The organism is Mesorhizobium sp. M0243, assembly GCF_040321775.1.
Classification (GTDB): domain Bacteria; phylum Pseudomonadota; class Alphaproteobacteria; order Rhizobiales; family Rhizobiaceae; genus Mesorhizobium.
In genome coordinates, this window is record NZ_JAMYSF010000032.1 from 14,236 (window position 1) to 28,019 (window position 13,784).

Genomic DNA, 13,784 nt, shown 5'->3' on the forward strand with positions numbered 1-13,784 from the left:
TGACGCTGAAATATCCTCGCACTTCACCATGAAGTGGCAGGTAAGACGCCGAGGCACAGTGCCGCAAGAGCAGAAACCCGCAGTCTCACCAGGCCGGCTACCTCAGTTAGAAAAAGCGGTCTGATCATCAAGGGGAACAAAGATGATGCGTAACCTAACAGGACAGTTTCGCGCGCTCGTGATGGCCGCCGCCGTCGGACTCGCCGCCGCCCCGGCAGCCTACGCGGCCGATGCGGCCATTCCCACCACGCCCGAGGCAGGAGCGTTCAAGATCGGCATCGAGCCCTGGCTCGGCTATGGCCAGTGGCATGTCGCCGAGGCCAAGGGCCTGTTCAAGACAAACGGGCTGGGCGACGTCCAGATCGTCAACTTCGCCGAGGACAAGGACATCAATGCAGCACTTGCAAGCGGCCAGCTCGACGCCGCCAACATCGCCACCCACACGGCGATGGGCATGGTCGCGGCCGGCCTGCCGGTGAAGATCGTGCTGCTGCTCGACGTCTCCATGACCGCCGACGCCATCATCGCCGGCAAGGACGTCACCTCCATCGCGGACCTCAAGGGCAAGCAGGTGGCCTTCGAGGAAGGCACGACGAGCGACATCCTGCTCAAATACGCGCTCGCCAGGAACGGCATGTCGATCGACGATGTGAAGCCGGTCCCGATGCCGGCGTCCGATGCCGGCAGCGCCTTGATCGCCGGCCAGGTGCCGGTCGCGGTGACCTATGAACCGTACCTCACCGTCGCCATGGCGCAGAACAAGGACCTCAAGCTTCTGTTCACCGCCGGCGAGGATCCCGGCCTGATCAGCGACGTGCTGGTGGTGCGTGACGAGGTGATCAAGTCGCGGCCCGGCCAGGTGCTGGCCATGATCAAGAGCTGGGACGCAGCGCTCAAGGACTACAATGCTGATACGCCCGGCGGCCGCGCCATCATCGCCAAGGCTGTCGGTTCGGACGTCAAGGACCTCAACACCGCCTTTGACGGCGTGCGCTACTACTCGCTGGCCGAAAACAAGACGGCGCTCACCGGCGACTTCACCACCAAGACCTTCGCCGATGTCGAAGCCGCCGCCAAGAACGCCAAGCTGCTGCAGGCCGACGTGACGCCGGAGCAGATGATCGACCCGTCCTTCGTCAAGGCGGCGGAATGATCAAGGCCGGATCGCGGTGGTGACGCAGATGCCCGGGGAGCGACCGGCGCCAGGACCGATCGCGAAACAGGCGAGGCGCCGCCGATCCTCCGGGATCGGCGTGCCCATCGCCAGGTCGCGCTTTCTGATCATCGCGGTGGCCGTGTTCGTTGGGCTGGGCCTTGCCTGGTGGGCGGCGACCGGACTGGGGTTGGTAAAGCCGATCTTCCTGCCTTCGCCGGGCAGCGTCGCGACGCAGATCGCCAAGCTCGCTGCCGACGGCACGTTGTGGCTGGACCTCAAAGCCTCGATGTACCGTATCTCCATCGGCTTCCTCATCGCCTCGGCCCTGTCGATACCGATCGGCGTGCTGATCGGCAGTTTCCGTTCCTGGGAGGCGGCCATCGAGCCGCTGGTTGATTTCATCCGATACATGCCGGTCGTCGCTTTCGTGCCGCTCTCCATCCTTTGGGCCGGCACCGGCGATTCGCAGAAGTTCCTGATCATCTTCATCGGCACCTTCTTCCAGCAGGTGCTGATGATCATGGACAATGTGAAACGGGTTCCCACCGATTTCATCGGCCTTGGGCGCACGCTAGGCCTGCCGGATCGCAAGATCCTGACGCGCATCGTCGTGCCCAGCGCCTTGCCGGGCATCTGGGATACGCTGCGCATCAGCCTGGGTTGGGCATGGACGTGGCTGGTGCTGGCCGAACTCGTCGCCGCGACATCGGGGCTCGGCTATCGCATCACCGTGTCGCAGCGCTATTTCCAGACAAACACGATCATCGGCTACATCCTGCTCTTGGGCCTGCTCGGCCTCATCACCGACCAGGTGATGAAGGCGCTGGAAAAGGTGCTGTTCAAGCAAGAGGGCCGCTCGCAATGAGGTCCAGCCGATGAGCCCCCCCAAATTGCGGATCGCCGGTCTGCACAAGAGCTTCGGCACCGGCGAGCGGCGCACGGAAGTGCTGCGCGATATCAACCTCGATCTTGCCGACAACGAGTTTGTCTCCCTGGTCGGCACGTCGGGCTGCGGCAAGAGCACGCTGCTGTCGATCGTGGCCGGACTGCAGGACTTCGACGCCGGCGATCTCAGCATCGATGGCGCGCCGATCCTGCAGCCTGGTCTCGACCGTGGCGTCGTCTTCCAATCCTACACGCTGCTTCCCTGGCTGACGGCGCGGCAGAACATCGAATTTGCCCTCAAGGCCGCCGGCTACGATCGCGCGACCTGCCGCAGGATCGCGCTGGAGCACCTCGAACTCGTCAAGCTGTGCGACAGCGCCGACCGCTATCCGGCCGAACTCTCGGGCGGCATGAAACAGCGCGTCGCCATTGCGCGCGCGCTTTCCTACCGGCCCAAGATGCTGTTGATGGACGAGCCCTTCGGCGCGCTCGATGCCTTGACCCGGCACCAGATGCAGGAACTGCTCACCCAGATCTGGGAGGAACACAGGTTGACCGTCCTGTTTGTCACCCATGATGTGGAGGAGGCCGTCTATCTGTCGGACCGCATCGTCGTCATGGGCATCGGCCCGGGCCGCATCACCCAGACCTTCAACGTCGATATCGAGCGCCCGCGCCGCGAAGAGGTGATGGAAAGCCCTGCATTCATGGATCTGCAGCGCGGCGTGCACAAGGCCATCCGCGAGGGTTCAAAACGCCCCGAAATGGCGTAGGCGCTTGTGGTAGGCCCAATCATGCCGGACGAGGCTAGCACCCGGCGATACGCAAACGACGGCCGGACAGCATGCAAGCCGCCTGTCCGGCCGGAACTCCAACTGCTACGCCGGTATCAGGACGGCGATACGATGCACGCCGACCTCTTTGCTTGTATTCGTCGCCTCGTCGGTCTTGCCCTTGGAGCAGGTGTACATGTCACCCGTCTTGAGCTTGAATTCGTTGTCTGCCTTCTTGATGGTGAACGCGCCTGAAGTGATCGTGCAGACCATGTCATTGTCCATCATCATCGCGGGAGCGTGCGCTCCGGGCTGAAACACGACATCGACGATTGAGATGCTCTTGTAGGCAGGAATATCGGAGTTTCCCGTGCCGACCTCAACCACCCTGACGCCGGGCGCAATCTCCTTGCCATCCTTCGGGCCGTATTTCTTGGCCTTCGCGGACGCCGTCAGGGCAAAAAAAGGCGTCACCGCGGCGGCCGTCACACCGAGGGCAATTGCAGACCTGCGATTCATGGTGTTCATCGCGTCCTCCCATTGGTTGGTCACGCACGAAGGTGCATGGCCATGGTATATTAGCACAAACTCATGCCCTTGTATGCGAAATGGCGCAAAAGCAGGACACCAGGCCGTGCGAAGGACCGGAACATCATGGCGAGCCAGGTTCGGACAGGGCAATCCGACATATCGGCAGACATGGCGATTGCCTTTCAGTCCGTCGCGTAGACGGTGGGCGCCTTGCCGTCCTTGGTGAAGGCGTAGACGATGAACGGGCCGGCCTTCTCGCCCCCCATGCCGGGAGCGCCGGTCGGCATGCCGGCCAGCGTGATGCCGGTGATGGCGGGCCGCTCCGTCAGCAGTTTCTTGACGATATCGACCGGCACCAGCCCGTCGACGACATAGCCATCGACCATCAGTGTGTGGCAGCCTTCGAGGTCGGCTGGCACGCCGGCATCACTGCTGATCTGGGACAGGTTGTTGACCGGCTTGATGTCGACCTTGAAGCCGTTGTGTTCCAGATAGTTGGCATAGGATTCGCAGCAGCTGCATTGCGGGTTCTTGTACATCACTGCATTGATGGTCGCCGCGACGGCTGGCAGCGGCATGGCGATCGCGACTGCGAAAGCGGCGAGAGTGTAAGTCAGTTTCATTGCAGTTCTCCTTGTTGTCTTGACGTTGTTGACGAGAAAATCAGGTCACTCGAAACACCGTCATGAGGCCGGCCATCTGGTGGTCGGCGACATGGCAGTGCAGCATCCAGTCACCGGGATTGTCGGCGACGAAGGCGCATTCGATCGTGTCCTTGGGAGCCAGCAGCACCGTGTCCTGCCATTGCCGGTGCGGCACCGTCGAACCATTGCGCGCAAGCACCACCATGCTGAAGCCATGGACATGCATCGGATGCCACCAGGCGGTTTCATTGCGCATGGTGAGATGACAGGTTGCCCCGCGCGGCAAGGTGAACTGCGGCGCCATGCCGGCGTGGCCGTCACCGGTCATCGACATGCCGTTGATCGCCCAGGCCGCGCCACCCTTCATGCCGGGTGTCGCCATGCCCATCATGCCGCCGACGCCGGCGAGCTTGCCGCCACCCATCATGCCGCCCTGCAGGACGATCTCCTGACGTTCGGCGCTTGCGAGATCGGGTTGCTGCAACGGGTTGCGCGGCAGGCCAAGCGGCGTGTCGAGAGGATGGGTCCGAAGCGGCGATGCGCTGTCATAGGCAAGGGTGGTCAGCGTATAGGCGAGACCGTCATAGAAGTCGTCGATCACCGCGTAACGCTTGCCCGGGTCGCCCTGCGTGTCGATCATGACATCGATGCGCATGGCGGGTGCCAGAACAAGACGGCCGTCATCCGGTTCGTGCGGATCACAGGGCTGGCCGTCGATCGCCACGACGACCGGGCGGTGGCCTTCGAAGCGCAACGCCATGATGCGGGCGAGCGAGGCATTGGCCAGCCGCAGCCTGACGCGTTCGCCCGCCCTTGCGCTCTGGTCGGCCGGCGCCGTGCCGTTGATGGTGACGACGTTGCCGACGCGGCCGGACATCGCCGCGTCCATCGCGCTGCCGAAGCCGAGGGCCATCTGCCCGTCGTCGGCAAGCCGCCAGTCCTGCAGCAACCACAGGAGGTCGCGGTCGACGGCAACAGGTTCGGTCTCCTCGACAACGAGGACGCCGGCCAGCCCGCGGCCGAGCTGCACGAGGCTGTTGGCATGCGGATGGTACCAGAAGGTGCCGGCGTCGGGCGGCGTGAATTCATAGACGCAATCTGTCCCCGGCTTGATCGGCGGCTGTGTCAGGCCGGGCACGCCGTCCATGGCGTTTTGCAGGCGGATGCCATGCCAATGGACCGTGGTCTCCTCGTCCAATGCGTTCTCGACAGTGATGCGAGCGGGTCGGCCCTGGCGCAGGCGCAGCATCGGGCCGGGGACCGTCCCGTCATACGCCCAGACAGGAGTGAGCGGACCGCCAGGGCCGGTGAAGCTGGCGTGGCCTGGCGCGATCCTGATGCGGCGCTCATCGATGGTGGATGCTCTTGGCGTTGCGGGGCGCACCAGGGTGGCCACGGCAACGCCCGCCGCGGCAAGGACGAACCTGCGGCGTGAAATGGAATGACTGGAATCGATACTCACTCTCAAGCCCTTTGCGATCTCGATCGACGGCGAGCCTCTCGACGTCGAGTTGCCGTGTGCTCGCCGGCGCAAAGCGCCAGCGGTAATCAAACGCCAGAAGTCAGCCGCGAGGCGGCTGAAACTGCGTCAGACGAGATCGGTGGATTTGGGAGGGAATGGGTCGGGCAAGGAACTTCGCCCATGAAGGAACGGGGTCGGCAGTGCCGACGGCAGCGATGCCCGGGTCAAAGTCATCGCCGCGAACTCGAGCGGCAACACCGCGAGCACCGGTGCGACGCAGGTCGGCGGACAATGCATCGATTTGCCACTGTCGGCGGCGCCCTTGAGGCACGCGCTACAATCGCCATTCATGGCGGTGTCGGCCATCCTGGCCATGCCGGTGCCGGCAGGCATGCCGCTGCCAGTCGTCATCATCATCTTCGCCGACATGACGCTCGCCTGAGCGGCAGACAGGCTGAACCCGGCGGTCAGGAATACCGCGAGCAGCATGACAAGAATATGTTTTGGCGACCGGCGTGCCATCATCCGTCTAGGCTGGCCTCAAAAGATGGCTTTTGCAAGCTGGATTCCAATGCTGCGACAATCCCGGCATCGCATCGCGCCTGCCGCTAAAACCGAGCTGCCGCGGGCCTTCGGGCTGCTGTTGAGCCGCTCAAAAACCCTGGCTGTGCCGCCAGCAGGCGATCCGGTGGCCGTGCGCGACCTCGTTAGCGGGCGACTCTGCCTTTCTGCAGTCGGGCAGGACCAGCGGGCAGCGGTCGGCGAAGGAGCATCCCGTGTTCGGGATGCCGGTGGCCTCTGTCTCGACCGAAGCGGAAAGCTTTGGCGCGGCCTCATCGGAAGATGCCGCCAGAAGCAGTGCGGTGTAGGGGTGGTTCGGGCCGCGAAAGATCTGGTCGGATGAGCCTGTCTCGACCAAGCGGCCGCGATAGAGCACGCCAATTCTGTCGGCCATGTAGCGCACCACCCTGAGGTCGTGGCTGATGAACAGATAGGTGGTGTCCTTGTCGCGCTGCAGGTCGTTGAGCAGGTTGAGCACTGTCGCCTGGACCGAGACGTCGAGTGCGGAGGTGGGTTCGTCGAGCACGACGACCTTCGGCACGCCGGCGAAGGCGCGCGCGATCGCCGCCCGTTGCCGTTGTCCGCCGGAAAGCGACCGCGATTTCTGCTCGGCCGTGGCGCCGGCGAGGCGGACCGATTGCAGCAGGTCGCTGACGCGCGCTCTCACCTCACTGCCGCGCAGCCCGGCGAGCCGCCGCAACGGGCGGCCAAGGATCCTGCCGATCCGCTGGCGCGGGTTGAGCGTGCGATCCGGCGACTGGAAGACCATCTGCACGTCGCGGCGTTCGGCAAGGTTTCTCTTCTCGACGCGCGGCGCGACCGTTCTGCCGAACAGCTCGACCGATCCGGCGCTGGGCGTCTGCAGGCCGGTGACGATGCGTGCCAGGGTCGACTTGCCGGAACCGGACTCGCCGATCAGCCCGAAGGTTTCGCCTTGGCCGATGTCGAGATCGATGCCGTGCAGCACTGGCTGGCTGCCGAAGGCATGACTGATGCCTTTGCAGGCGATCGCGATCCGGCGTTCTTTTGGCAAGCCGGCGTCTTCGCCTTGGGCTGTGGGGTGCGCTGGCATGCCGTCCGTCTCCGCCAGTCTTCCGTCCCGCTTAGTGTAGTTGAGCGCCGGGATCGAGGCGATGAGCGCCTTTGTGTAGGCATGAGAGGGGTTGTCGAATACATCGCCGACGGCGCCGCTCTCGACCACCGTGCCCTCCTGCATTACCGCCACACGGTCGCAGGAGCGGCGGATCATATGGATGTCGTGGCTGATCAGCAGGATGCTGGTTTTGTGATCCTTGCGAAGGTCATGCAGGATGGCGATGATCTCGGACTGGACGCTGGCATCGAGCGCCGTCGTTGGCTCGTCCAGCACCAGCAGCGACGGATCGAGCGCAATCGCAATGGCGATGTTGGCGCGCTGCTGCATGCCACCGGACAATTCGTGCGGATAGAGATCCAGCACACGCTCCGGATGGCTGACGCGGACCCGTCCGAGCAGTTCCGCGGCACGCTCGCGCGCCTCGTCGGGGCGAACCGGGCGGTGCCGCATGATCGTTTCGGTGATCTGCCGGCCGATCGTCATGCTCGGATTGAGGGCCGCGCCCGGATGCTGGTAGACGGCGGCGATGTGATTTCCCCGGAGCTGGCGCAGCTGCTCGGCGGAGAGGTCGCGGATTTCCCGGCCCTGGAATTCGAGCGCTGACACCGCCATGCGGGCATTCTTCGGCAGATAGCGCAGGATGGCGAGCGCCACCGAGCTTTTCCCAGATCCCGACTCGCCGACCAGGCCGAGCGCTTCGCCTTCGCCTATATGCAGCGACACGCCGCTGACGGCGGGATGCGATCCCTTGTGCCCGTCATAGGCGATGGACAGCTGGTCGACGTTCAGAACCGAGGAGGACATGGGGACTTGAAACCACTTTCTTCGCGGGCTGCGATCGAGGGCAATCGCTTCCGCTTTCGCAACGCATTATCTCTATAAAATTACTCGGATTAAGCCGGAGCGCAATCTACCTTTCTCGGATCAGCAGAGATTGTCGCCGCCTGCCGAAGCAGCGCGACGGTCTCCGGAGCAGATCTGGAAGGAGGCCGGCATGGCTCGAGACCACATGATCCTCAGCGCATTCTTCTTCAACCCGCAGGGCGATCATCGAATGTCGTGGCGCCATCCGCGGGCACCGGGCCGGGAAGTGCTGGACTTCGAGTTCTACCGCGATCTCGTGCAGGCGGCCGAGCGCGCCAGGATCGACACCATCTTCGTCGCCGACCACGTGTCGATCTGGGATTCGGTCAAGAGCGGCGTTGCCCACTATGCCAATGCCCGCCTCGAACCGCTGACGCTGTTGTCGGCGCTAGCCGGCGTGACCAAGCATATCGGCCTGATCACCACGGCGTCGAGCTCCTACAGCGAGCCCTACAATGTGGCGCGCATGTTCGCGTCGCTCGACCATATCAGCAAGGGCAGGGCGTCTTGGAACGTCGTCACCTCGGCTATGGACGAGGAGGCGCGCAATTTCGGCCGCGACGGCAATATCGAACATGCATTCCGCTATGAGCGCGCGGCCGAATTCCTCGATATCGTCAAAGCGCTGTGGGACAGTTGGGAAGACGAGGCGCTGCTGATCGACAAGGCGTCGGGCTATTTCGCCGATCCCGACAAGGTCCACCCCATCGACCATAAGGGCAAGCATTTCAAGGTGCGCGGGCCGCTCAACGTCTCGCGGCCGCCGCAAGGTCATCCGCTGATCGTCCAGGCCGGATCCTCCGAAGACGGCAAGAACTTCGCCACCGCCCAGGCCGATGCGCACTTCGCCATCTACAGCACCAAGGAGGATGGCATCAAATACCGTCAGGATATCAACGAGCGGCTGGCCCGCCACGGCAGGCGGCCGGAGAGCTTCAAGATCCTGCCCGGCATCCTGCCTGTTGTCGCCGCCTCCGAGGCGGAAGGCCGGGAAAAGCAGGAATATCTGCAGACCTTGCTTCCCGATCAGGTCGGCATCGACCTTCTGTCCAGCTGGAGCGGGTTGGACCTGTCGCTGTTCCCGCCGGACGGGCCATTGCCGCCTCTGCCGGACGAGAGCACGTTCAATGGCGGACGCACGTCGCTCAACCGGGTCAAGCAGTGGGCGAAGCAGAATCTCAGCCTGCGCGAGATCGCCCGCAAGCTTGCCAACAGCGGTTCGGTGCCGACCGTCGCCGGCACGCCGGTACAGATCGCCGACCAATTGCAGGACTGGTTCGTTTCGGGTGCCGCCGATGGCTTCAACCTGATGTTCCCGCTGCTGCCCGAGGACTGGGTGAATTTCGCCGAACAGGTGGTTCCGGAGCTGCAGCGGCGCGGCGTATTCCCCCTCGAATACGCGCCGGGAACGTTGCGCGACCGCTTCGGCCTGGCGCGACCAGCCAATCGCTTCGCCGGACAGCGCGACAATGCGCGCGCGGTGTCCTGACGTCAGGCCGGGAGAACGATCATGACCGTTGCACCAAGATTGCAGCCCCGCGAAGCCACCGCGCCGCAGCTCGTCAATGTCCTGCACAGCCCCAAGCGCGTGCGTGTCAAATTCGGCGGCCGCACCATCGCCGACAGCCGCAACGTGCTGGTGTTGCGCTCCAACCATTTCCTGCCGATCTATTTCTTCCCGCCGTCAGCGGTCGACCCGTCGGTGCTGAGACCCTCATTGCATCGCGAACCGCATCCGGTCGGTGGCGAGACAGCCTATTGGGATATTGATACCGGTGACAGGCGCAGCGCCAACGCGGCCTGGGCGTTCGTTTCGCCGCCGGATGAAAACCTGTCGCCGCTGGCTGGCCGCATCGCCTTCACCTGGAAGGCCGTCGACCAGTGGTTCGAGGAGGATGAAGAAGTCTTCGTCCACGCTCGAGACCCGTATGCGCGCATCGATGTGCTGCAGAGCTCCAGCCATGTGCAAATCTGGTTCGACGGCGAGCCAATCGCCGACAGCCACCGTCCGGTTCTGCTGTTCGAGACGCATCTGCCGACGCGTTTCTATCTGCCGGCGGAAGACATCCGGCTGGAGCGGCTGACGGCGTCCGTCACAACGACGCGATGTCCTTACAAGGGCATCGCCTCCTACTGGTCCGGCCTGCTGAGCGACGGAACGGTGCGCCCGGACATCGCCTGGAGCTACCGGGATCCGATAGAGGAAATGCCGAAGATCAAAGGGCTCATCGCCTTCTATCCGCAGGCCGTCGACCGCATCCATCTCGACGGCGAACCCGTCGCATAGCTTTTCAATCTTCATTTCAGAGCAGGGGTTTAACATGACCAAACGCAGAGATATCGACGCAGTTCGCAACCTGTCGGGGGACATCTGGAATGTCGCCGTCGACGAATATCAGGGCGGCTTTCTCAAGCGCCGCGATCTCCTGAAATACGCCGCACTGCTCGGCCTGACCGGCTTTGCCGCCTCGCAGGGGCTTGGAGGCGCACGCGCCGCGACTGCTGCCGGCGGCACGGTTCGCGTCGGGCTCGGCCAGCCGACCAAGGCGATCGATCCGGTTTCGGTGACCGATCCGGCCAGCATCGGGGTGCTCAGCCAGGTCGGCGAGTATCTGATCCTCGACGATCCGAAGGATGGTCTGCAGCCGAAGCTCGCTCTGTCCTGGGAGGCAAACGAGACGGCCAGTCGCTGGACCTTCAAATTGCGGCCAGGGGTGAAATTCCACGATGGTCGCGCGGTCACCGCTAGGGATGTTGTGGCGAGCTTCGAGCGGCTGGTCGATCCGGCCAGCGGCTCGTCGGCCCTGTCGGCCTACAAGGGCATCCTGTCCAAGGACGGCGCCAAGCTGGTCGACGACGAAACCGTCGCCTTCGATCTCGACGGCCCAAACAGCAACTTCCCCTTCTATGTCTCCTCAGACGTCTACAATGCCGTGATCCTGCCGGCCGACTATGCCGGCGATTTCGAGAAGAATTTCAACGGCACGGGTCCGTTCAAGCTGGAATCCTTCCGTCCCAAGCAAGGCGCCAGCTTCGTGCGCAATGAGGACTACTGGGGCGACAAGGCGCTGCCCGACCGGGTCGAGATCAAGTTTTTCGACGACGAGCAGGCGCAGGTGCTGGCGCTGCAGGCCGGCCAGCTCGACGTCATCCCGAGCACGACGCGCCTGGAACTCGCGATCGAAGGCAATCCCAACTTCAAGCTGCTCAGCGTGCAGGCAAGCTCGCATGACCAGGTGCATCTCAGAACCGACCAGGCTCCGTTCACCGACAAGCGGGTCCGCCGCGCGCTGGCGCTCACGCTCGATCGCGAGGCGATCGTCAAGGGCCTGCTGAAGGGCCGCGCCATCGTCGGCAACGACACCCCGTTCGCGCCGATCTTCCCATCGGCCGATCCATCGGTGCCGCAGCGCAAGCAAGACATTGCCGAGGCCAAGCGCCTGCTTGGCGAGGCGGGCGTGCCCAACGGCTTCGAGGTGACGCTGACCACCGAACGCGCCTATGACATTCCCGACTATGCGGTGATCATCCAGAACTTCGCCAGGAAGGCCGGCATCGACATCAAGCTCAATGTCCTGCCGCAGGACGCCTATTACGGCTCGGCGACCTTCGGCAGCTCACCATGGCTGGATTCGGTGCTCGGCATCACCGACTACGGCCATCGCGGCACTCCCGACATCTTCCTCAACGCCACGCTGAAGAGTTCGGGAGCCTGGAACGCGGCGCATTTCAACAACCCGGCCTATGATGCGCTGCTGCTCGATTACTCGAAGGCGCGTGATCTGCAGGCACAGCGCCTCGTTGCCGGCAAGATCCAGACCTTGCTGCTCGACGAAACGCCGGCGATCATCAGCTACTTCTCGCAATACAGCCGAATCGTCAGCTCCAAGGTCGAGGGCGTGCGCTTCACGGCGATCTCGCATCTGCTGCTCGACCGCGTTTCCTTCGTCCAGGCATGATCGAGACATGCTGACGGGCCGCACTTTGTCAACGCGTGTGGGCACACTTGTCCTCACGCTGTGGCTGGTCAGCATCCTGGTGTTCTTCGCCGGGCAGGTCCTGCCCGGCGATGTCGGCCGCGTGATGCTCGGTCCGTTTGCCGACGCGCAGGCGGTGGCGGAACTGAACAAGCGGCTCGGCGCCGACCAGCCGATTCTCGTCCAGTACTGGCTATGGTTCAGCAAGGCCGTGACCGGTGACTTCGGCACCTCGTTGTCTATGCGCGGGCCGGTGGCGCCGTTCGTGCTCGAAAGCCTCAAGCGCTCTGCTGCCCTTGCCGGCATTATTCTGATTTTTCTCGTGCCGCTTGGTGTAGGGGCCGGCGTCATCGCGGGTCTCAATGCCGGCCGCCTGATCGACCGGCTGATCGTGATGGCGGGCGTTTCCTTCGGCATCGTGCCTGATTTCGTTTCCGGGCTGATGCTCCTTATCCTCTTCGGCCTGTGGCTGAACTGGTTCCCGATCTCCGGCGTTGCGCCCGATGGCGCGGGCTTCTGGACGCATGGCTATTATCTGATCCTGCCGGCGCTGCCGCTGGTGCTGAACCTTGCCGGCTACATCGCCCGGATGACGCGGGCAGGGGTGATCGAGGCAATGGCCGCCGACTATACGCGCACCGCCGTCCTGAAAGGGCTGGAGCGGCGCGAGATCATCTTTCGGCACGTGCTGCGCAACGCGCTGACGCCGACCATCGCGGTGCTGGCGACGCAGACCGGCTACATGCTTGGCGGGCTGGTGGTGATCGAGGCGCTGTTCGGCATCCAGGGGCTTGGCAATCTGGTTCTGAATGCGGCCAAGGCACGCGATTTCCCGATGCTCGAGGCCGGCGTGCTGGTGATGGCGGCAATCTTCGTGCTGTCGGCGGCGGCCGGCGACCTCGTGCTGGCGCTGCTCGATCCGCGGCAACGCCGCCGGACCTCGCCATGACGGATCTGGCGGAGTTTCCCGCACCACGGCGCGCGGTGGCCGGCTTTCCGGCAGTGCGCAGGATCCGCAGTGTTTTCTCCGGACTGGCCCCGTCGGTCGTGGTCGGATCGCTGCTGCTTCTGTTCTGGGTCGTTTGCGCACTGTTCGGCAACCTCTTCGTTCCCTACGATCCCTATGCCGAGGATTTTCTGGCGATGCTGACGCCGCCCGATGCGCTGCACTGGTTCGGCACCGATCATCTCGGCCGCGACGTGCTGTCCCGCATAGTCGTCGGATCGCGCGATATCCTGCTGGTTGCGCCGCTGGCGACGCTGGCCGGCGTTGCCGCCGGCAGCATCATCGGTCTGGTGCTCGGCTATTTCGACGGCCTGGTCGATGCCATCGGCGCGCGGCTGCTCGATACGCTGATGGCGTTTCCGTTCATTGTTCTCGTCACCATGACGCTGGTGGCGATCGGCCCGTCGAACCTGACCGTCATCCTGGTGATCGGCATCGCCTACGCGCCGCTGGTGGCTCGCACCGTCCGCGCCGCCGTGCGCGAGCAGAAGGAGCGCGACTATGTCAGCGCTGCGCGGCTTGGCGGCGAGGGCCCGCTCGCCATCATGTTTCTGGAGATACTGCCCAACATCAGGGAAACGATCTTGATCGAGCTGGTCACAAGGCTGGGCTACGCGTTCTTTTCGATCGCGACGCTGAGCTTTCTCGGCCTCGGCATCCAGCCGCCATCGGCCGACTGGGGACTGGCCGTCGCCGACGGCTACGGCTTCCTGACCGGCGGCAAATGGTGGGTCGTCGTCTTCAATTCCGCGGCAATCGTCTCATTGGTCATGGCGACCAACCTTATCGCACAAGGCATCGGCGCCTTCGAAAACAGCGATGCATGAGC

Annotated in this window: 13 protein-coding genes; 8 read left to right on the top strand and 5 right to left on the bottom strand. The window is 63.9% G+C overall.

Going from position 1 to position 13,784, the window contains the following annotated elements:
* Window positions 1-145: 145 nt before the first annotated feature.
* From NKJ11_RS28955 to NKJ11_RS28965, 3 genes are all read left to right on the top strand, one after another.
* Window positions 146-1,153: an ABC transporter substrate-binding protein gene (locus NKJ11_RS28955; protein WP_128303952.1), complete on the top strand. Its 1,008-nt coding sequence runs from the start codon at window positions 146-148 to the stop codon at window positions 1,151-1,153.
* Between the two features lie 100 nt (window positions 1,154-1,253).
* Complete coding sequence (locus NKJ11_RS28960; protein WP_352794824.1) at window positions 1,254-2,021, top strand: ABC transporter permease; 768 nt, start codon at window positions 1,254-1,256, stop codon at window positions 2,019-2,021.
* 10 nt (window positions 2,022-2,031) lie between these two features.
* Window positions 2,032-2,814: an ABC transporter ATP-binding protein gene (locus NKJ11_RS28965; RefSeq protein WP_352551494.1), complete on the top strand. Its 783-nt coding sequence runs from the start codon at window positions 2,032-2,034 to the stop codon at window positions 2,812-2,814.
* A 105-nt stretch (window positions 2,815-2,919) separates the two neighbouring features.
* On the opposite strand, the gene NKJ11_RS28970 is transcribed toward NKJ11_RS28965, so the two are convergent.
* The 5 genes from NKJ11_RS28970 to NKJ11_RS28990 form a co-directional block, all read right to left on the bottom strand.
* Entirely contained in the window at window positions 2,920-3,366 is a 447-nt protein-coding gene (locus tag NKJ11_RS28970) for a hypothetical protein (protein WP_352732769.1), read from the bottom strand.
* 161 nt (window positions 3,367-3,527) lie between these two features.
* The gene (locus NKJ11_RS28975; protein ID WP_352794825.1) at window positions 3,528-3,968 is read right to left on the bottom strand and encodes a DUF411 domain-containing protein; all 441 of its coding nucleotides are present in this window, start codon (window positions 3,966-3,968) and stop codon (window positions 3,528-3,530) included.
* A 40-nt stretch (window positions 3,969-4,008) separates the two neighbouring features.
* Complete coding sequence (locus NKJ11_RS28980; protein WP_352794826.1) at window positions 4,009-5,451, bottom strand: multicopper oxidase family protein; 1,443 nt, start codon at window positions 5,449-5,451, stop codon at window positions 4,009-4,011.
* A 126-nt stretch (window positions 5,452-5,577) separates the two neighbouring features.
* Window positions 5,578-5,880: a hypothetical protein gene (locus NKJ11_RS28985; RefSeq protein WP_352773614.1), complete on the bottom strand. Its 303-nt coding sequence runs from the start codon at window positions 5,878-5,880 to the stop codon at window positions 5,578-5,580.
* Between the two features lie 223 nt (window positions 5,881-6,103).
* The gene (locus NKJ11_RS28990; protein ID WP_352773611.1) at window positions 6,104-7,912 is read right to left on the bottom strand and encodes a dipeptide ABC transporter ATP-binding protein; all 1,809 of its coding nucleotides are present in this window, start codon (window positions 7,910-7,912) and stop codon (window positions 6,104-6,106) included.
* Window positions 7,913-8,102: 190 nt separating this feature from the next.
* Between NKJ11_RS28990 and NKJ11_RS28995 the strand changes: the two genes are divergently transcribed.
* From NKJ11_RS28995 to NKJ11_RS29015, 5 genes are read left to right on the top strand one after another with little or no spacing between them, the layout of a single operon-like run.
* Window positions 8,103-9,461: an LLM class flavin-dependent oxidoreductase gene (locus tag NKJ11_RS28995; protein WP_352794827.1), complete on the top strand. Its 1,359-nt coding sequence runs from the start codon at window positions 8,103-8,105 to the stop codon at window positions 9,459-9,461.
* A 21-nt stretch (window positions 9,462-9,482) separates the two neighbouring features.
* Window positions 9,483-10,259 carry a DUF427 domain-containing protein gene (locus tag NKJ11_RS29000; protein WP_023809382.1) on the top strand — a complete coding sequence of 259 codons (777 nt, stop codon included), beginning with the start codon at window positions 9,483-9,485 and terminating at the stop codon, window positions 10,257-10,259.
* A 34-nt stretch (window positions 10,260-10,293) separates the two neighbouring features.
* Entirely contained in the window at window positions 10,294-11,931 is a 1,638-nt protein-coding gene (locus tag NKJ11_RS29005; RefSeq protein WP_352794828.1) for an ABC transporter substrate-binding protein, read from the top strand.
* 7 nt (window positions 11,932-11,938) lie between these two features.
* Complete coding sequence (locus NKJ11_RS29010; protein WP_023809380.1) at window positions 11,939-12,898, top strand: ABC transporter permease; 960 nt, start codon at window positions 11,939-11,941, stop codon at window positions 12,896-12,898.
* Complete coding sequence (locus NKJ11_RS29015) at window positions 12,895-13,782, top strand: ABC transporter permease (RefSeq protein WP_023809379.1); 888 nt, start codon at window positions 12,895-12,897, stop codon at window positions 13,780-13,782. Before NKJ11_RS29010 ends, NKJ11_RS29015 begins: the two co-directional genes overlap by 4 nt.
* Window positions 13,783-13,784 lie beyond the last annotated feature (2 nt).